Annotated in this window: 21 protein-coding genes; 16 read left to right on the forward strand and 5 right to left on the reverse strand. The window is 67.1% G+C overall.

Annotated elements, in window-relative coordinates; genetic code table 11:
• Nucleotides 1–113 precede the first annotated feature (113 nt).
• The 11 genes from ACHMXB_RS01930 to ACHMXB_RS01980 all read left to right on the forward strand — a co-directional run bounded on the left by ACHMXB_RS01930 (nt 114) and on the right by ACHMXB_RS01980 (nt 9,651).
• Complete coding sequence (locus ACHMXB_RS01930; protein WP_395402319.1) at nt 114–1,310, forward strand: sensor histidine kinase; 1,197 nt, start codon at nt 114–116, stop codon at nt 1,308–1,310.
• A complete protein-coding gene (locus ACHMXB_RS01935; RefSeq protein WP_395402321.1) occupies nt 1,307–1,972 on the forward strand; it encodes a response regulator in 666 nt (221 codons plus the stop codon). Before ACHMXB_RS01930 ends, ACHMXB_RS01935 begins: the two co-directional genes overlap by 4 nt.
• Nucleotides 1,973–2,111: 139 nt before the next feature.
• Entirely contained in the window at nt 2,112–2,420 is a 309-nt protein-coding gene (locus tag ACHMXB_RS01940; protein ID WP_395402323.1) for an SHOCT domain-containing protein, read from the forward strand.
• A gap of 245 nt (nt 2,421–2,665) precedes the next feature.
• Complete coding sequence (locus tag ACHMXB_RS01945) at nt 2,666–3,637, forward strand: ABC transporter ATP-binding protein (protein WP_395405063.1); 972 nt, start codon at nt 2,666–2,668, stop codon at nt 3,635–3,637.
• 94 nt (nt 3,638–3,731) lie between these two features.
• Nucleotides 3,732–4,529: an ABC transporter permease gene (locus ACHMXB_RS01950; protein WP_395405065.1), complete on the forward strand. Its 798-nt coding sequence runs from the start codon at nt 3,732–3,734 to the stop codon at nt 4,527–4,529.
• Complete coding sequence (locus ACHMXB_RS01955; RefSeq protein WP_395402325.1) at nt 4,526–5,359, forward strand: ABC transporter permease; 834 nt, start codon at nt 4,526–4,528, stop codon at nt 5,357–5,359. The genes ACHMXB_RS01950 and ACHMXB_RS01955 overlap by 4 nt, the downstream gene beginning before the upstream one ends.
• Nucleotides 5,360–5,421: 62 nt before the next feature.
• Nucleotides 5,422–5,985: a hypothetical protein gene (locus tag ACHMXB_RS01960; protein ID WP_395402327.1), complete on the forward strand. Its 564-nt coding sequence runs from the start codon at nt 5,422–5,424 to the stop codon at nt 5,983–5,985.
• Between the two features lie 10 nt (nt 5,986–5,995).
• The gene (locus tag ACHMXB_RS01965; protein WP_190606535.1) at nt 5,996–6,829 is read left to right on the forward strand and encodes an exodeoxyribonuclease III; all 834 of its coding nucleotides are present in this window, start codon (nt 5,996–5,998) and stop codon (nt 6,827–6,829) included.
• Nucleotides 6,830–6,847: 18 nt separating this feature from the next.
• Nucleotides 6,848–7,936 (forward strand): tryptophan--tRNA ligase, encoded by a 1,089-nt coding sequence (gene trpS, locus ACHMXB_RS01970; RefSeq protein ID WP_111904062.1) that lies wholly within the window; start codon nt 6,848–6,850, stop codon nt 7,934–7,936.
• 16 nt (nt 7,937–7,952) lie between these two features.
• Nucleotides 7,953–8,549, forward strand: a complete 597-nt coding sequence (locus ACHMXB_RS01975; RefSeq protein ID WP_395402330.1) for a 2'-5' RNA ligase family protein — start codon at nt 7,953–7,955, stop codon at nt 8,547–8,549.
• Nucleotides 8,550–8,586: 37 nt separating this feature from the next.
• A complete protein-coding gene (locus tag ACHMXB_RS01980) occupies nt 8,587–9,651 on the forward strand; it encodes a YihY/virulence factor BrkB family protein (RefSeq protein WP_395405067.1) in 1,065 nt (354 codons plus the stop codon).
• Here the strand turns inward: ACHMXB_RS01980 and ACHMXB_RS01985 are convergent.
• The 5 genes from ACHMXB_RS01985 to sdhC form a co-directional block, all read right to left on the reverse strand.
• Nucleotides 9,608–10,378, reverse strand: coding sequence for an alpha/beta hydrolase family protein (locus ACHMXB_RS01985; RefSeq protein ID WP_395402332.1), 771 nt, complete (start codon nt 10,376–10,378; stop codon nt 9,608–9,610). The two genes, ACHMXB_RS01980 and ACHMXB_RS01985, sit on opposite strands and share 44 nt — an antisense overlap.
• A 120-nt stretch (nt 10,379–10,498) precedes the next feature.
• Entirely contained in the window at nt 10,499–11,281 is a 783-nt protein-coding gene (locus tag ACHMXB_RS01990; protein WP_111904067.1) for a succinate dehydrogenase iron-sulfur subunit, read from the reverse strand.
• A gap of 1 nt (nt 11,282) precedes the next feature.
• Nucleotides 11,283–13,085, reverse strand: coding sequence for a succinate dehydrogenase flavoprotein subunit (gene sdhA / locus ACHMXB_RS01995; RefSeq protein WP_395402334.1), 1,803 nt, complete (start codon nt 13,083–13,085; stop codon nt 11,283–11,285).
• Between the two features lie 105 nt (nt 13,086–13,190).
• The gene (locus ACHMXB_RS02000; protein WP_395402336.1) at nt 13,191–13,682 is read right to left on the reverse strand and encodes a succinate dehydrogenase hydrophobic membrane anchor subunit; all 492 of its coding nucleotides are present in this window, start codon (nt 13,680–13,682) and stop codon (nt 13,191–13,193) included.
• Between the two features lie 3 nt (nt 13,683–13,685).
• Nucleotides 13,686–14,066 carry a succinate dehydrogenase, cytochrome b556 subunit gene (gene sdhC / locus ACHMXB_RS02005; RefSeq protein ID WP_076798412.1) on the reverse strand — a complete coding sequence of 127 codons (381 nt, stop codon included), beginning with the start codon at nt 14,064–14,066 and terminating at the stop codon, nt 13,686–13,688.
• Nucleotides 14,067–14,323: 257 nt separating this feature from the next.
• Between sdhC and ACHMXB_RS02010 the strand changes: the two genes are divergently transcribed.
• The 5 genes from ACHMXB_RS02010 to ACHMXB_RS02030 all read left to right on the forward strand — a co-directional run bounded on the left by ACHMXB_RS02010 (nt 14,324) and on the right by ACHMXB_RS02030 (nt 18,955).
• Nucleotides 14,324–15,457, forward strand: a complete 1,134-nt coding sequence (locus ACHMXB_RS02010; protein ID WP_111904070.1) for a mannose-1-phosphate guanylyltransferase — start codon at nt 14,324–14,326, stop codon at nt 15,455–15,457.
• Between the two features lie 158 nt (nt 15,458–15,615).
• Nucleotides 15,616–16,815: an amidohydrolase gene (locus tag ACHMXB_RS02015; protein WP_102970631.1), complete on the forward strand. Its 1,200-nt coding sequence runs from the start codon at nt 15,616–15,618 to the stop codon at nt 16,813–16,815.
• A gap of 194 nt (nt 16,816–17,009) precedes the next feature.
• Nucleotides 17,010–17,444, forward strand: coding sequence for a MarR family winged helix-turn-helix transcriptional regulator (locus ACHMXB_RS02020; protein ID WP_395402340.1), 435 nt, complete (start codon nt 17,010–17,012; stop codon nt 17,442–17,444).
• A gap of 54 nt (nt 17,445–17,498) precedes the next feature.
• Nucleotides 17,499–17,930: an organic hydroperoxide resistance protein gene (locus ACHMXB_RS02025; RefSeq protein WP_395402342.1), complete on the forward strand. Its 432-nt coding sequence runs from the start codon at nt 17,499–17,501 to the stop codon at nt 17,928–17,930.
• A complete protein-coding gene (locus ACHMXB_RS02030; protein WP_395402344.1) occupies nt 17,927–18,955 on the forward strand; it encodes an NADP-dependent oxidoreductase in 1,029 nt (342 codons plus the stop codon). Before ACHMXB_RS02025 ends, ACHMXB_RS02030 begins: the two co-directional genes overlap by 4 nt.
• Nucleotides 18,956–18,977 lie beyond the last annotated feature (22 nt).

An 18,977-nucleotide genomic window follows, 5' to 3' on the forward strand; every position in this document is an offset into this window, starting at 1 on the left:
CTGGCCGAGCTTGCAAGGTTAGGGAGCGCGTAAGGCGCTTACTCCTCCGGGAGTAGGCGCCCTACGCCGTTAAGCCGACGACGGTCCGGGCCTTCCCGGCTAGGCTCGGACCTATGCAGCGCCGTTTCCGGGGACCGCCCACAGCAGCCATCGTGGTGGCCGCGGCCGTCTTCGAGGTGGTGGGCACCGTCTTCGCCTCCGCGCGGCAGCCGGACTACCGACCGCTGGATGCCCTCGCGTTCGTCCTGCTGCTGGCCGGACCGGCCTCCCTGTCGCTGCGGCGCCGTGCCCCGCTGGTGATGCTTCCGGCCGCGGCGACGTCCGTGGCGGCGTATCTGGGGCTCGGCTACGCGTGGGGTCCGGTGTTCCTGTCCCTGGCGCTGGCGATCGTGTTTTCCGCCGCTGCCGGGAAGCGCTGGCAGACCTGGGCCGTGGCCGGGGCGTGCGCAGCCGTCCTGGTGGCGGGCGCGGCAGCCGGCGGCGACGAGTTCGCCCTGATCCGGGCGTTTGCCGGCACCTCATGGCTGGCCATTCTTGTGCTGCTGGGGGAGGGGGTGCGGCTGCGCACCGAACGGGTGGCGGAACGGCGCCGCCAGCACGAGGCCCGCGAACAGGCCGCCCGCGACGAGTACCGGCTGGCACTCGCCCGGGACATCCACGACGTCGTTGCCCATTCCCTGTCGCTCATCAACGTCCGTGCCTCGGTTGCGCTGCATCTCGGGGAGAAGGACCCCGCCCAGTTCCGCCCCGCGCTGGAAGCCATCAAGGCCGCGAGCAAAGATTCGCTCGCCGAGGTCCGCCAGCTCCTGGGCGTGCTCCGCGAGGACGCCCCGCTGAGTCCCGCCCCGCCGCCCCGGCTGGACCGTATTCCAGGGCTCGCCGACGACGCCCGCCGCGCGGGGCTCGAGGTCAGCCTGACCCAGCCGGAGCCCGCCGACGTGCAGCAGCTTCCGGATGCCGTCCAGGAAGCTGCATACCGCATCATCCAGGAGGCCCTGACCAACGTTGTGCGGCATTCCGGAGCGCGGAAGGCCGCCGTCGTGCTTGCCCTGGAGGGCACGACGCCGGGGGGAAACCCGGGAGGGCAGCTCACCGTGACCGTTGACGACGACGGCGCCGGCGCCACCGGAGTGCCGGAGGGCAACGGGGTGACGGGGATGCGGGAGAGGGCGGCCGCCGTGGGCGGCTCGCTGCACGTGGCGCCGCTGAACCTCGCTCCGCCGCACCGCGGCTGGCGGGTCCGCGCCGTGATGCCGGTGGCGGGGCCGCTGCCCGAAGCCTTTCCGCGGCCTGGAGGGGAGACGCCGTGATCCGCATCCTGCTGGCCGATGACCAGAACCTCATCCGCGCCGGGTTCCGGGCCCTCCTGAACGCCGAACCGGACATGGAGGTGGTGGCAGAGTGCGGCACCGGCCGCGACGCCGTCCGCCTCGCCGCCCGGGAGCGTCCCGACGTCGTTCTCATGGACATCCGCATGCCCGAGACGGACGGGCTGGAGGCCACCCGGAGAATCATGGCGGACCGGGGCCTGGCCGGCACGCGCATCATTATCCTCACCACCTTCGAACTGGACGAATACATCGCGGAGGCGGTGCGGGCCGGGGCGGCAGGGTTCCTGGTGAAGGACACCGAACCCGAGGAACTGCTCCGGGCCGTCCGCGTGGTTTACGACGGAGACGCCCTGCTCTCGCCGTCGGTCACCCGGCGCATCATGGCCCAGCTGGCGGTGCAGTCCCGGGCGACGGCGGCTCCGGCGTCGCTGGCGAACATCACCGAGCGGGAGCGCGAAGTCCTGCGGCTCGTGGGCGAGGGCCTGAACAACGCCGAGATCGCGGAGCGGCTGGTGATCACGCCGCTTACGGCCAAGACGCATGTCTCACGCATCATGACCAAGCTGCTGGTCCGGGACCGGGCGCAGCTGGTGGTGCTGGCCTACGAGTCGGGGCTCGTCCGGCCCGGCTGGGCCGGCTGAGGCAGCAGGCACCGGACTCCCGACGGAGTACGCGGGGCACCCAAGGTGACTCCCGGCGTCGGACGACCCGCCGGCGTCGGACGGCCAGACTCGAACCAGAGCCGAAAGACGGCCCGTACCGAGAATTTGGGAGCACGACATGACTTCATCCCTAGCCACCGCCTTCGCGGTCCAGTCCGCGCAACTGCTGGCCGATCCCGCCACCCACGGCCCGTGGGGCACAGGATTCTCGCCATGGTTCCTGCTGTTCCCGCTGTTCTGGATCCTGGTGATCGGACTGTTCATCTTCTTCGCCCGGCGCACCTGGCGCAGGAACCACGAGTGGGCCACCGCCCGGGGCGGCGAAAGCGTCCTGCGCGAGCGCTACGCACGCGGCGAAATTGATGAGACCGAATACCGGCAGCGGCTGGAGGTCCTGCGGGGGGACTCGCGGGGGAACCGCAGGTAGCGCCTCCCGCAAGGGGGCGGACGGGGGGAGGTCAGATGTCGCCCAATAAGGGGTCCGCATTGGGCGACATCTGACCCTCCCCACCCGCCCCCCTTCCCTCGCAAGCTCGGCCAGGGAACCCGGCTGGCGTGGGCCCACGTTGCTCTTCGGGTTTTTGAGATTTAGCTATTCCTTTGGCCCGCGCCGCGTACTAGCGTGATGGGGTGCCCGAACTCCATTCCGCTGAAGGAACGTCCAAGAAGCCTGTGCCCGCTCACGAGACAGGGCCCGCGAAACATCAAGAGCCCGCCGCGCCGCAGTACGTGATTACCGCAGAGAACCTGACCAAGACCTACGGCGACGTCATCGCCGTCGACGGCATTTCCTTCAGCGTTCCCGCGGGGGAGTCCTTCGGGCTGCTCGGGCCGAACGGCGCGGGCAAGTCCACCACCATGAAAATGATCGGCGGAGTGTCCCAGCGGACGTCCGGGAACCTGACCATCATGGGGCTGGATCCTGAGCAGAACGGTCCCGAGGTGCGGGCGCATCTGGGCGTGGTGCCGCAGCAGGACAACCTGGACGAGGAACTCAAGGTCCGGGACAACCTGCTGGTCTACGGCCGCTACTTCGGCCTGCCCATGAGCTACCTCAGGCCCAAGGCCGACGAGCTGCTCGAGTTCGCACAGCTGACGGACAAGGCCAAGTCCAAGGTGGACGCCTTGTCCGGCGGCATGAAGCGCCGCCTCACCATCGCGCGCTCGCTCATCAACGAACCCCGCATCCTGCTGCTCGATGAGCCCACCACCGGCCTGGACCCGCAGGCGCGGCACATCCTCTGGGACCGGCTGTTCCGCCTCAAGGAGCAGGGCGTCACGCTGATCCTCACCACTCACTACATGGACGAGGCCGAGCAGCTTTGCGACCGGCTGATCGTGGTGGACAAGGGCCGGATCATGGCGGAGGGATCGCCGGCCGCGCTCATCCGGGACTACTCCACCCGCGAGGTCCTGGAGCTGCGGTTCGGGTCGGAGCGCAACGCCAGCATCGGGGCCGAGCTCGAGGGCATCGGCGAACGCCTGGAAACGCTCCCGGACCGGGTGCTCATCTACACGCACGACGGCGAGGCGGCGCTGGAGGAAGTCCGCGGTCGCGGGCTGCGGCCGCTGACGTCGCTGGTGCGCAGGTCCTCGCTGGAGGACGTGTTTCTCCGGCTCACCGGCAGGAGCCTCGTTGACTGAGCCGTCGCCTGCTATGCCGGCCGACGGGGCGGCCACCGCCGTTTCAGCGGAAAGCCCGACGGCGGGACGCACCCTACGGGCGCACCCTCCCGAGATGTCGGCCGCCAGGGCGCGGCGCTGGGGCGCTTTCTACTACGCCGAGCAGGTGCTCCGCGTCATGAAGGGGTACGGCTGGTCCATCTTCCTGTACAGCGTGGGCCAGCCCGCCGCGTACCTGTTCGCGATGGGCGTCGGCCTGGCCACACTGGTGGACACCAACGCTGTCTCCGCATTCGGCGGCGTCAGCTACATCGCCTTCATCGCGCCGGCCCTGCTCGTCTCTGCCGCGGTCATGACCGCCGGCACCGAATTCACGTTCCCTGTGATGGACGGCTTCAAATGGCGACGGGTTTACTACGGGCCGCACGCCTCCCCGTTGACGCCTGAGCAGATCGCGGCGGGGCAGATCATCGCCGTGACCTTGCGGTTCCTGCTGCAGTCCGTCATCTACTTCGTGATCGTGGCACTGTTTGGCGCATCCCCCAGTGGCTGGGGCTGGGGCTCCGTGCTGGTGGCAACCCTCGCCGGGCTCTCGTTTGGCCTGCCGCTCATGGCGTACGCCGCATCCATCAAGGAGGACAAGGGCCAGTTCGCCATGGTGATGCGGTTCATCGTCATGCCGCTGTTCCTGTTCTCCGGCACGTTCTTCCCGCTGGACACACTGCCCGTGCTGGTCCGCTGGATTGGCTGGATCTCGCCCATCTGGCACGGCACGGAGCTGGGCCGGGTGATGACCTTCGGCTACGAGGAATCCCCGGTGCTGACCATCATCCATGTCGTGTTCCTGCTGGCCCTCGCCTGGTTCGGCTGGGTGCTCACCAAACGCCAATTCGTCAGGAGGATGGGGCAGTGACAGTCCTGACCCAGGGCCACGCCGTCACGGACGAAGCCCGGAACCGGCGCTTCGGCCCCCTGTACTCGCGCAACGCCCGGGCGGTGATCGGGCGCGGGCTGATGGCCACCAAGAGCAGCAACTGGATGGTCATGCTGTCCGGGTTCTTCGAGCCGGTGCTGTTCCTGATTTCCATGGGCGTCGGGATGGGTGCCGTGGTGGGGTCCGTGGCCGGGCCGGGCGGCCAGGAGATCAGCTACGCGGCGTACATCGCACCGGCGCTCCTTGCGGTCTCGGCCATGAACGGGGCGGTGTACGACTCCACCTGGAATGTCTTCTTCAAGATGAACTTCGCCAAGCTCTACCAGGGGATGCTGTACACGTCGCTCGGGCCCATGGATGTGGCCATCGGTGAAATCTTCCTGGCCCTGCTGCGCGGCCTGCTGTACGCCACCGGGTTCACGGCGGTCATGGGGCTGATGGGCCTGATCACCACCCCGTGGGCGCTGCTGATGATTCCGGCCTCGGTGCTGATCGCGTTCGGGTTCGCCAGCTTCGGCATGGGCATCACGAGCTTCATGAAGACCTTCCAGCAGATGGACTGGGTGAACTTCATCATGCTGCCGATGTTCCTGTTCAGCGCCACCTTCTATCCGCTGAGCGTCTACCCCGAGTACATCCAGTGGCTGATCCAGGCCATGCCGCTGTGGCACGGCGTGGAGCTGCTGCGGCAGATCAGCGCGGCCTCCTTCACCCCGGCGACGGCCGTCCACGTGGGCTACTACCTGGTGATGATCGTGCTCGGCCTCATGCTCACCACCGGCAGGCTGCGGAGCCTGTTCCTGAAGTAGGCGGGCGTTCGCCGCCGGTGGAAGCGTCCTGGGGCGGTCCGGGGGTTTGAGAGAATAGGTTCATGCAATCTCTGGGCAGCTCCAAGTCGTCATCCACCCCGGGCCGGGGCGGATTTTCCATGTTCCGCATCAGCGGTCCGGGCCTGCTGGTCCTGATCACCGCCTTCCTGGTGGCAGTGATCTTCGCCGCCAACCAGAACGACGTGGTCGGCTGGGTTGTTGCGGTCATCGCGCTGTTCTGGCTGGCGCTGGCATCCTTCGTGGTCTTCAGCATCCAGCGGGCGGCCAAGAAGGCCGGGGCAAAGATCAACGAGGCGCACAACGCGTTCAACGCCGCCGCGGGCCGCGCGCCCTCCACCGTTTCGGCCGACCACGGCGGAACCCGCCTGGTCCGCGAACGCGGCGAGGCCGAGGAGATCCGGGACATGAAGCTGGACCATTCCTTCAAGATCGTGCAGGTGCAGGTGCGCGTGGTGGAGCAGGAGCGGGCCAAGGGCGCAGCCGCGGACCAGGACACCATCCGCCGCGCCCTGGAGACCATCGAAATCACCGCCACCAACGCACGTGACATGATCAAGTCGTCCGGCGGCTCCGGCGAGCCCGTGACCGGAACCATCATCGACTAGAGTGGAACGGGTGAGCTCGGCATTGAAGAAGGACCACCTTCGCATCGCAACAGTCAACGTCAACGGCCTCCGTGCTGCCTACAAAAAAGGCATGTCGGAGTGGCTTGCGACCCGCGAAGTGGACATCCTGACGCTGCAGGAAGTCCGGGCCCCTGACGCCATCGTCCGCCAGCTCATCGGTGAAGGGTGGCACATCCTGCATGCCGAAGCCGAGGCCAAGGGCCGCGCCGGCGTGGCCATCGCCTCCCGCGAGGAGCCTCTCGTCACCCGCGACCACATCGGCGATGATTACTTCGCCACGGCCGGCCGCTGGGTGGAGGCGGACTTCCGGGTCCGTGACGCCGAGGGCAACGCGTCCCAGCTTACGGTCGTGAGCGCCTACGTGCACTCCGGCGAGGCCGGAACCCCCAAGCAGGAGGACAAATACCGCTTCCTGGATCTCATGAGCACGCGTCTGCCCGAGCTCACCAAGCACAGCGACCACGCCCTGGTCACCGGCGACCTGAACGTCGGCCACACCGAGCTGGACATCAAGAACTGGAAGGGCAACGTCAAACGTGCCGGCTTCCTGCCTGAGGAGCGTGCCTACTTTGACCGCTTCTTCGGTGAGGAGATCGGCTGGAAGGATGTTCACAGGGGCCTGGCGGGCAACGTCAACGGCCCCTACACCTGGTGGTCGCAGCGCGGCCAGGCCTTCGACAACGACACCGGCTGGCGCATCGACTACCACCTGGCCACCCCCGCCCTCGCGGCCGCAGCAGTTTCGGCCGTCGTGGACCGGGCGCCCTCGTGGGACACCCGCTTCTCTGACCATGCCCCGCTGGTAGTGGACTACCGGCTCTAGTTCCAAAGGCTCCTACGAATGACCTCCACTTCCACCGTGACCGACGCCGCAGCTGCGCAGCCCGAAGCAGCAAACGGCACCCAGCCGGCTGCCGGGATCCGGCACCGCATCCTGTCCGGCATGCAGCCCTCGGCCGACTCGCTGCACCTTGGCAACTACCTCGGCGCCCTCGTGAACTGGGTGCGGATGCAGGATGAGTACGACGCCATCTTCTTCATCCCCGACCTGCACGCGATCACCGTTCCCCAGGACCCCGCCGAGCTGGCACGCCGGACGCGGGTCACGGCGGCGCAGTACATCGCCGGCGGCGTGGACGTGGACAAGTGCACCCTGTTCGTCCAGTCCCAGGTTCCCGAACACGCCCAGCTGGCCTGGGTCCTGAACTGCATCACGGGTTTCGGCGAAGCGTCCCGCATGACACAGTTCAAGGACAAGGCGCAGAAGCAGGGCTCGGACCAGGCCAGCGTGGGCTTGTTCACCTACCCCATCCTGCAGGCCGCGGACATCCTGCTGTACCAGCCCCACGGCGTTCCGGTGGGCGAGGACCAGCGCCAGCACGTCGAGCTCAGCCGCGACCTCGCCACCCGGTTCAACTCCCGCTTCGGCGAGACCTTCACCGTGCCCAAGCCCTTCATCCAGCTGGAATCCGCGAAGATCTACGATCTGCAGAACCCCACCGCCAAGATGTCCAAGTCGGCGGAGTCCCCGGCAGGGCTGATCAACCTGCTGGATGATCCGAAGGTCATCGCCAAGCGGATCAAGTCGGCGGTCACGGACACGGAGACGGAAATCCGGTTCGAGCGGGAAACCAAGCCCGGGGTCTCGAACCTGCTGACCATCTACTCGGCCATAACGGGCCGGTCTGTGGATGCACTCGTTGGCGACTACCAGGGCAAGATGTACGGCCACCTCAAGGTGGACCTCGCCGAGGTGGTGACGGAGCGCCTGACCCCCATCCGTGACCGCGCGAACGAACTGCTGGCCGACCCTGCCGAGCTGGACCGCCTGCTGGCCCACGGCGCCGACAAGGCCCGCGCCATCGCCTCCGCCACCCTCGCGGACGTCTATGCCAAGACCGGCTTCCTGCCATATGCCGGAGCCCGCTAGCGAGATGCCGGCCCCCATGCCCGCCAACAGCGGAGTCAGCAACGGAATGAGCCTCGGGGTCATTCTGGGCTTCCCGCCTGAAATCGCCGAGGAGCTGCAGCGGTGGCGGGCATCTTTCGGGGACCCCATGGCCACCGTCATTCCGGCGCACATCACCCTTGTGACCACCACACCCACGCACGACTGGAAAGCGGCCCGCGACCACGTGCGGGATGTGGCCCGGACGCAGGCGCCGTTCATGGTGACCATCTGCGGAACCGGGTCCTTCCGGCCCGTTTCCCCGGTGGTGTTCATCAACGTGGAGGACGGCTTCCAGGAATGCGTCAACCTGCACGAAAAGCTCCAGACCGGACCGCTCGCACGTGAGCTGCCCTTTGCCTACCACCCCCATGTGACCATTGCCCACGACGTCGCGCCCGAAAGCCTCGATGAGGCCGAAACGGTGCTGAAAGACTACAGGGCCACTTTCCCGGTGGTTAGCATGGGACTTTACGAGCACGACACCGACGGTATTTGGCAGCTACGGGAAGAGCTTGACTTTGGTACCGAACCAGACGATGAACGGGACGCCCTCCGGGCACCAAACGCCGACGGAGCCACCGCTCCCCACTGAGCGTGCGCAGCTCAAGCTTGAGGTCATCCGCAAGCAGGTGGAGTGGGGCAAGGTCCGCAGGTCCGGCCAGGGGGCGTTTCCCCAGCTCATGGCCCTGGTCCAGTGGCTGCAGGCCAGGCTGAACGCCTTCCGCCCGATGCGGGCCTGGCAGCACTACACGCGGCAGCACGGCCCCCTGATGAGCGCGGGCACCGGCTTCAACATGTTCTTCTCCATCACCGGCCTGCTGGCCACCGGATTCTCCATCGCGGGCCTGGCGCTCCGCGGCCAGCCCGCGCTCCTGGACCGGATCGTTGCCAGCGTGGCCGCAAGTGCCCCGGGCCTGCTGAAGGTCGACGGCGGCGACGGGCTGGTGGACCCCAAGGACCTGCTGAACCCGGACGGTCTTGGCTGGACGGCAGTGATCGCCGCCGCCGTCACCGTCATTACGTCCCTGGGCTGGATCGCCGGCCTGCGGGAGGGGCTTCGCGGCGTCATGATGCTGGGCCCGCTCAAACTCAATCCCGTGGTCCTCAAACTGCACGACGCCGGCACCTTGCTGCTGCTCGGCGTCGCCCTGGTCATCAGCTCGGGCGCGTCCCTCGTGTTCGGCACCGCGGCGGGCTGGGCGATGGAGCAGCTCCGCCTGGACCCGGCCGTGGCCGGTCCGGTGGCGGCGCTGATCAAGATCGCCGTGCCGCTGGTCCTGAACTGGATCACGGCGCTGATCATGTTCCGGCTCGCCGGCGGCCTCAAACTTTCCAGGCAGGCACTGCTGGAAGGAACCATCCTCGCCGGTGTGGGCACCACGGTCCTGCAGGTCTTCAGCACCGAACTGCTGGCCGGCGCCGGACGCAACCCCATCCTGGCGCCGTTCGCGATCATCATCGGGCTGCTGATCTGGTTCAACCTGGTCAGCCAGGTTTACCTCGTGTCCGCGTCCTGGTCAGCCATCCGAGAGGGGGACCTGAAGGCGGCTCCGGCAGCCAAGACCGCAGGCTGGGGGTCACGCCAGGTGCAGCCCGGAAAGACGCCCGTGGAAGGGCGCCAGCCCGCCGAGCACCCGCGCCCCGTGGGCGTCAGTGTCCGGCGTCGAGGTACTGGTCGGCCCACGCCGCGATAATCTTCGCTGCCCGCGCCGCCTGCCCCTTGCCGGTCAGCAGGTGGTCGCTGCCCTCCAGCGAGACAAAGTTCCGCGGATGGCGGGCGGTCTGGAAGATGGTGCTGGCGTTCTCGATGCCCACGGTGTTGTCTGTGGGGGAGTGCAGGACCATCAGGGGCTTGTGCAGCCGCTTGATGCAGTCCGTGAGGTCGGCGTTCTCGAGGTCCTCCACGAAATGCCGGCGGATCTCCACGCGCTTGCCGCCCAGGTCCACCTCGGCGCTGCCTTCGCTGAGGATCTTGTCGAGCGCCGCATCGAAGACGTGGGCCACATGCTTGGGGGAGAAAGGCGCCCCGACAGTGGCGACCGCATCGAGTTCCGGGATCTCGGACGCGGCCGCCAGGACGGCGGCGCCGCCGAAGGAATGCCCCACCAGCAGGGAGATGGCCCGGCCCTCGGCCCGCATGTACTCCGCAGCCCGGACCGTGTCCGCCACCTTGTGGCTGAACGACCCGGCGGACCACTGGCCCGCTGAGCCGCCGAGGCCCACGTTGTCGAACCGGAGCATGCCGATCCCGCTGTCCGCCAGCGCCTTGCAGATCCGGGATGCCGCGGGACTGTCCTTGCCCAGCGTGAAGCCGTGCGAAAAGACGCCCCAGCCCTTGACCGGGCCGTCCGGGACATCGACGATGCCGGAGAGCTGTTCGCCGGTGGTGCCTTCGAACGAGACTTTTTCGGAGTGGTGCATCTGTTTCCTCCCCGGTGGTTTGAGCTTGTCGAAACCACCAGGTATCTGTAAACGACGACGGCGCCGCTCACCGTACGTTTACCGTACGTGGTGAGCGACGCCGTCGTCCGCGCTTAATCCTTAGATCTTGCGGGCCAGGATGGCCTGCTTGACCTCTGCGATGGCCTGCGTGACCTGGATGCCGCGGGGGCAAGCCTCCGAGCAGTTGAAGGTGGTGCGGCAGCGCCACACGCCTTCCTTGTCGTTGAGGATCTCCAGGCGCATGTCGCCGGCGTCGTCACGGGAGTCGAAGATGAACCGGTGGGCGTTCACGATCGCTGCCGGGCCGAAGTACTGGCCGTCGGTCCAGAACACCGGGCAGGACGACGTGCACGCGGCGCAAAGGATGCACTTGGTGGTGTCGTCGAAGCGCTCACGGTCCTCGGCGGACTGCAGGCGTTCCTTGGTGGGCGCGTGGCCCTTGTTGATGAGGAACGGCATGACCTCGCGGAAGGACTGGAAGAACGGCTCCATGTCCACGATCAGGTCCTTCTCCACCGGCAGGCCCTTGATGGGCTCAACGGTGATGGGCTTGGACGTGTCCAGGTCCTTCAGCAGGGTCTTGCAGGCGAGGCGGTTGCGGCCGTTGATGCGCATGGCATCGGAACCGCAGACGCCGTGGGCGCAGGAACGGCGGAAGGAGACGCTGCCGTCGATTTCCCACTTGATCTTGTGCAGGGCGTCCAGCACGCGGTCCGTGCCGTACATGGTCAGCTTGTAGTCGTCCCAGCGGGCCTCGGCGGAAACCTCGGGGTCGTAACGGCGGACGCGCAGGGTGATGTCGAACGTCGGGATTTCCCCGCCGCCGCCAACACCGGCGGGAAGTTCGATCTTGGAGGCTGGCTCAGCAAGTTCAGCGGACATATTAGTACTTCCTCACCATCGGCTCGTAGCGCGTAAAGACAACCGGCTTGGTGGCAAGCCGGACACCGGCGATTGCCTCCTCCGCGGAACCGTCGGCCGGTGCGTGGTCTTCTTTGTACGCCATGGAGTGCTTCATGAATTTTTCGTCGTCGCGGTCCGGGAAGTCCTCGCGGAAGTGGCCGCCGCGGGATTCCTCACGGTGCAGGGCAGCAACCGTCATGACCCTGGCCAGTTCCAGCAGGAACCCAAGCTCAACGGCCTCAAGCAGGTCAAGGTTGAAGCGCTTGCCCTTGTCCTGGACGTTGATGCGCTGGTAGCGCTCCTCGAAGGACTCGATGTCCCTGAGGACCTGGTTGAGCGTGTCAGCCGTGCGGAACACCTGCATGTTGGCGTCCATGGTGTCCTGCAGTTCCTTGCGGATCGCGGAGACCTTCTCGGTGCCGTTGGCGTTGCGGGCCACGTCCAGCAGCCCGATGGTGAAGGCTTCCGGGTCCTCCGGCAGCTCCACGAAGTCGGCCGTCTTGGCGTATTCGGCGGCGGCGATGCCGGCGCGCTTGCCGAACACGTTGATGTCCAGCAGGGAGTTGGTGCCCAGGCGGTTGGAGCCGTGCACGGAAACGCAGGCCACCTCGCCGGCGGCGTAGAGGCCCGGAACAACAGTGTCGTTGTCCTGCAGGACCTCGGTGGTGATGTTCGTCGGGATGCCGCCCATGGCGTAGTGGGCCGTCGGGAAGACGGGGACCGGCTCCGTGTAGGGCTCCACGCCGAGGTAGGTGCGGGCGAACTCGGTGATGTCCGGCAGCTTGGCGTCGATGTGGGCGGGCTCAAGGTGGGTCAGGTCAAGGAGCACGTAGTCCTTGTTCGGACCGCAGCCGCGGCCTTCGCGGACTTCGTTGGCCATGGAGCGGGCCACGATGTCACGCGGGGCGAGGTCCTTAATGGTGGGGGCGTAGCGCTCCATGAAGCGCTCACCCTCGGAGTTGCGCAGGATGGCGCCTTCACCGCGGGCGGCCTCGGACAGGAGGATGCCCAGGCCGGCGAGGCCGGTCGGGTGGAACTGGAAGAACTCCATGTCCTCCAGGGGGATGCCGCGGCGGAACGCGATGCCCATGCCGTCGCCGGTCAGGGTGTGGGCGTTCGAGGTGGTCTTGAAGACCTTGCCGGCGCCGCCGGAGGCGAACACCACGGACTTGGCCTGGAAGACGTGCAGCTCGCCGGAGGCGAGGTCGTAGGATACGACGCCGGCCACGCGCTTCTGCTTGAACGGCGTGCCGTCCTCGCGCACGGCGTCTTCCTCGACGGTCAGGAGATCCAGGACGTAGTACTCGTTGTAGAACTCAACGTTGTGCTTGACGCAGTTTTGGTACAGGGTCTGGAGGATCATGTGGCCCGTGCGGTCGGCGGCGTAGCACGCGCGGCGCACCGGAGCCTTGCCGTGGTCACGGGTGTGGCCGCCGAAGCGGCGCTGGTCGATGCGGCCCTCGGGCGTGCGGTTGAACGGCAGGCCCATCTTCTCGAGGTCCAGCACCGCGTCGATGGCCTCCTTGGCCATGACCTCGGCGGCGTCCTGGTCAACCAGGTAGTCGCCGCCCTTGATGGTGTCGAAGGTGTGCCATTCCCAGTTGTCTTCCTCGACATTGGCCAGGGCTGCACACATGCCGCCCTGCGCCGCACCCGTGTGGGAGCGGGTGGGGTACAGCTTGGTCAGTACTGCTGTTCGCGCACGCTGACCGGACTCGATCGCGGCGCGCATCCCGGCGCCACCGGCACCGACGATGACGACGTCGTACTTATGGACCTGCATACCAGACGCTCTTTCTCTCAAAATTCGCAATAAGACAGCGGGCGGCCTGAGCCGTCTCCGCACAAAACTGCGGCCCGCCAACGGATGGCGGGCCGCCACGGGATGCTACGCGGGGCAGAAGCCGCCGGGCAGCTGGACGCCGTCCACTACGGGGCAGGGGTTGAAGGTGAAAATCACCAGGGTGCCGAGGATGATGATCACGGCGGAGGCTGCGTAGAGGACCATCTTGAGCCAGAAGCGGGTGGAGTCCTTCTCGGCGTAGTCGTTGATGATGGTGCGCACGCCGTTGGTGCCGTGCAGCATGGCGAGCCACAGCATGGCCAGGTCCCAGAACTGCCAGAACGGATCTGCCCACTTGCCGGCAACGAAGCCGAAGTCGATGGCGTGGATGCCTTCGCCCACCAGGAGGTTCACGATGAGGTGGCCGAAGATCAGCACCACCAGGACCACGCCGGAGAGGCGCATGAACAGCCAGGCCAGCATTTCGAAGTTGCCGCGCGAGGTGCCGTTGCGGCGGTACTTCGGGGCGATCTTGCCGGACTCGGGCTTGCCGCCAATCTGTCCGCTACGCGGGGGCTGGATCTCAGTTGCAGACATGGCTTAGTGACCTCCGAGCGCGAGGGACAGGTGGCGGATGGCGAAGGCGACCATGGTGACGACCCACAGGCCCAGCACCACCCAAAGCATCTGGCGCTGGTACTTGGCGCCCTTCTTCCAGAAGTCGACGGCGATGATCCGCAGGCCGTTGAAGGCGTGGAACACGATCGCTGCGACGAGGCCCGTTTCACCCAGGGCCATCAGCGGGTTCTTGTAGGCACCGATTACTGCGGTGTAGGCCTCAGGCGACACCCTCACCAGGGAGGTGTCCAGCACATGGACCAACAAGAAGAAAAAGATCACTACACCAGTAATGCGGTGTCCAACCCAAGACCACATGCCCTCACGGCCGCGGTACAAGGTGCCAGCTGGTTTCGTCGGCACTGAATAAACCTCCCTGCAAAACAGTGGCGCTGGCGTGGGATCCACGCGGGGGGAACGCCTACTGCGAGAGCACTCGTAGCTCAGGCCTAAATCTAGGCTTCGCTCACAGCTTATTCAATTCAGGCGCTCCTTGCCCGCCACGTACTGTACGGATTTTCGGCAATTTTGAGACGAAGACCACATCTGTTGCCACTGTATCCACCTGCCGGCCGGCCGCGAAAGACCGTCATGAGGTGCGTCGGCTAAAGTAGGCCTTGATGAGTAACGACAAAGTGACAAGCCAGGATTCACCTCTCAGCCGTTTTATCGCTGTGATTCCTGCAGGCGGTGTGGGGACCCGCCTCTGGCCTCTGTCACGTGCAGCAGCTCCCAAATTCCTTCACGACCTCACCGGTTCCGGCAGCACGCTCCTGCGTGCCACCTACGACCGCCTTGAACCGCTGGCCGGCAACCGTGTCCTCGTGGTCACTGGCGTGGCGCACCGGAACGCCGTGTGCACCCAGCTGCCCGAGGTCCAGGACGGCGACCTCGTGCTCGAGAGCGAACCCAAGGACTCCGGGGCCGCCATCGGCCTGGCCGCAGCCATCCTGCACCAGCGGGATCCGGACGTCATCATGGGATCCTTCGCCGCGGACCACGTGATCAGCCCGGACGAGCTCTTCCAGGATGCAGTGCGCGAGGCCATCCACACCGCCGCCGCCGGCAAGATCGTGACCATCGGCATCAAGCCGACGCACCCGTCCACGGGCTTCGGCTACATCCGGTCCGGAAACTCACTGCATATCCCAGGCGCGCCCAGCGCCCAGGCCGTGGTGGAGTTCGTGGAGAAGCCGGACGAGGACGTCGCCCAGCAGTACGTGGACAGCGGCGAGTACGTCTGGAACGCCGGCATGTTCGTGGCGCCCGTTTCCCTCATGCTCAAGCACCTGGAAGCGAACCAGCCCGAGCTGTTCACCGGTCTCCAGGAAATTGCCCAGGCCTGGGACACCCCGCAGCGGGACGAGGTCACGGCCCGGATCTGGCCTACGCTGCCCAAGATCGCGATTGACTACGCGGTCGCCGAGCCTGCCGCGGCGGCCGGGGACGTCGCCGTCGTGCCCGGATCGTTCCGCTGGGACGACGTCGGTGACTTCGCTTCCGTGGGCCGGCTGAACAGCGCCAAGGAAGTGGACGAGGTGACCGTCCTTGGCGAGGGCGCCCGCGTCTTCACAGAAAACGCCAGCGGCGTGGTGGTCTCGGACACCAAACGCGTCATCGCACTGATCGGCATCAAGGACGTCGTCATTGTGGACACCCCGGATGCGCTGCTGGTGACCACCAAGCAGCACTCCCAGCGAGTGAAGCAGGCGGTGGACGCGCTCAAGGCCAGCGGCGACACCGACGTTCTCTAGCAAACCCACCTCTTGTTGGAGGGCACGGCCGATAATCCGGCTGTGCCCTCCAATAATGCGTTAAGGCGCCCTCAACCAATGCGTTAAGCGGAAATGGCGGACACGTAACGCGGAGAAGGCGATGCCGCTAATCTTTCCGGCCTCGCTACAGTTGAGGTGTGCGCAATTACACTACTGAAGCTGAGCCCACCGCCCTGGTGGGGCCGTGGCTCGAGCCCCTGCTGCCGGAACTGATCGATTTTCGCCGTGACCTGCATGCGCACCCCGAGCTGTCCTTCAGGGAATTTCGGACCACTGACAAGCTGGCCGAGCGGCTGGAGGCTGCCGGCCTCCAGCCCCGCCGGCTCGAGGGTACCGGCCTGACCGTGGACATCGGCGAGGGCCCGATTGCCACGGCGCTGCGCGGCGACATCGACGCGCTCCCGATCATCGAGGAAACGGGACTGCCGTTCGCCTCGAAAAACCACGGCGTCACGCACGCCTGCGGCCACGACGTGCACACCACCACCATGCTGGGCATCGCCCTGGTGCTGCACCGCATGCACCAGGAGTCCCCGCTGGGCGGCACCGTGCGCATCATCTTCCAGCCGGCCGAGGAGACCATGCCCGGCGGGGCGCACTCCTGCATCGAGCAGGGCGTCCTGGAGGGCGTGCCCCGCATCCTGGCACTGCACTGCGACCCGCGCATCGAGGTGGGCAAGATCGGCACGCGCATCGGCGCCATCACCTCGGCGTCGGACACCATTCGGATTGAACTGTCCGGCCGCGGCGGGCACACCTCTCGCCCGCACCTGACCGAGGACCTCGTTTTCGCGCTGGCGCAAATCGCCGTGAACGTGCCGGCGGTGCTGTCCCGCCGCGTGGATGTCCGCAGCGGCGTCTCGGTGGTGTGGGGACACATCTCCGCGGGCTCGGCGCCCAACGCGATCCCCGGCACCGGGTACATGGCCGGGACCATGCGCTGCCTGGACCGCGATGCGTGGCACAGCGCCGGCGAACTGCTGGATGAAGTGGTGCACCAGGTGGCTGCGCCGTACGGCGTCGACGTGCGGCTGGAGCACACCCGGGGCGTTCCTCCGGTGGTCAACTCGGAGCATGAGACAGCACTGATCGAGGCCTCAGCGCGCGCCGAGATCGGGGAGGGCGCCGTGGTGCTGACCCCGCAGTCCATGGGCGGGGAGGATTTCGCCTGGTTCCTCGCCGAGCTGCCCGGGGCCATGATGCGCCTCGGCACCAAGACCCCTGGCGGCGAGGAGTACGACCTGCACCGCGGCGACTACATCCTCGACGAGCGTGCCCTCGGTTTCGGCATCCAGGTCCTCACGGCCGCAGCGCTCCGCACCATCCGCGACCTCTAACCCCGGCCCGGCCCGGCCCGGCCCGGCCCGGCTAGGCGCGGCGCGGCATACCCCACCACGGAACGCCCCATACCTGAGCGCGAACCGGCAGGTAATGCCCTCAAATCCCACCTTTGAGGGCATTAGCTGCCAGTTCGCGCTCTCGTTTGTATAGGTAAGTTGTGCACAATTGAATTGACCGCTACCGTTAGGGTATGCCCGATGCTCCCCGCCTTGACCGCCAGGTGTGCTTTGCCCTCTACTCCGCGTCGCGGGCTGCCACGGCCGTCTACCGCCCGCTCCTGGAGGAGCTGGGCCTGACGTACCCGCAGTACCTCGTCATGCTGGTGCTCTGGGAAAACGAGCCGCGCGGTGTGCGGGAACTGGGAGAGGAGCTTGGGCTCGACTCCGGAACCCTCTCACCCCTCCTCAAGCGGCTCGAAGCGCTGGCCCTCGTGGACCGGCGGCGCTCGGCAGAGGATGAACGCCGTGTCGCCGTGCACCTTACTGACGCCGGGAGGGCCCTGAGCAGCAAGGCCTCCGGAGTGCCCCAGCAGCTGGCTGCCGCGGCGGGCCTGACGCCCAGCGAGCTTGACCAGCTGCGCGAAACCCTCGGCAAGCTCACAGCAGCCCTGCACGGTTCGCTCTAGCCAGCCCCCAACCACCAGCCCGCAATCCAGACTTCCCCACCAGAAGGAAACACAGTGAAGACTCTCTACACAGCCGAGGCCCTTGCGTCCGGCGAAGGCCGCGACGGTTCCGCCCGGACCAAGGACGGCAAGCTCGACGTCAACCTCGCCAGCCCGGAGGAGCTGGGCGGCAGCGGCGAGGGCACCAACCCCGAACAGCTGTTCGCGGCAGGCTATGCCGCATGCTTCCACTCCGCACTCCGCGTGGTGGGCCGGCAGGCCAAGGCCGACCTCACGGACTCCGCCGTCGCCGCCAAGATCCACTTCGGCGCCCTCGAGGACAGCGCCGGCTACGGCCTGGCCGCGGAGCTGGAAATCGCCCTCCCGGCGCTGGACCGCGGCACCGCCGAGAGCCTCATGGCCAAGGCGCACAGCATTTGCCCGTACTCCAACGTGACGCGCGGCAACATGGACGTCGCACTCACGCTCGTGGAGTTCGCAGCGTGAGCGCCGGCGCAGCGACGGAATTGCCGGTGACCACCCGCGAGATCCAGCTGGCCTCCCGGCCGGAAGGGCGCCCGGTCCCGGACAACTTCAGGCTCGCCGAGACGGCGGTCCCGGCACTCAAGGACGGCGAAGTACTCGTCCGGAACCTGTTCATCTCCGTGGACCCCTACATGCGCGGCCGCATGAACGACGCCAAATCCTATTCAGCGCCGTTTGCGCTGGACAAAGCGCTCGACGGCGGTGCGGTGGGTGAGGTGATCGCGTCCCGGTCCGATAAGCGCAAGGTGGGGGACGTCGTCGTCCATCAGCTCGGCTGGCGGGAGCATGCGGTGGTGGACGCGGAGCGGACAACTCCCGCGGACACGGACCTCGCCCCGGCCTCAGCCTTCCTGGGCGCCCTGGGCATGACCGGACTCACCGCGTACGCCGGCCTGCTGAAGGTCGCGGAGTTCAAGCCCGGCGATGCCGTGTTCGTCTCGGGCGCCGCCGGTGCGGTGGGCTCGCTCGTGGGGCAGATCGCGAAGGCGATGGGGGCTTCAAAGGTGATTGGCAGCGCGGGCACTCCGGAGAAAGTTGCCCGGCTGCTGGACCTGGGCTTCGACGCGGCGTTCAACTACCGCGATGCCCCGGTCCTGGACCAGCTGAAGGCGGCGGCCGGCAGTGATGGCATCGACGTGTACTTCGACAACGTCGGCGGCGACCACCTCGAAGCCGCGCTATCCGTCCTGAACGTCGGCGGCCGCGTGGCCATGTGCGGCGCCATCGCCCAGTACAACGCGACGGAGCCGCCGGCCGCGCCGCGCAACCTCGCCGTGGCGATCGGCAAGCAGCTCACGCTGCGCGGGTTCCTGGTGGGCGGCCAGCGCCAGCATGCCGCCGAGTTCGCCGGGCGGATGGCCGGCTGGCTGGCCGACGGCACCGTCCGCTACGACGAGACCGTGGTTGACGGCCTGGAGAACGCGCCGCAGGCCTTCATGGACATGCTCGACGGCGGGAACACCGGGAAGATGCTCGTCCGGCTTTAGCGAGCACAACAGTCGCCCCCGA

Source organism: Arthrobacter sp. UC242_113 (assembly GCF_044054585.1).
GTDB lineage: Bacteria > Actinomycetota > Actinomycetes > Actinomycetales > Micrococcaceae > Arthrobacter.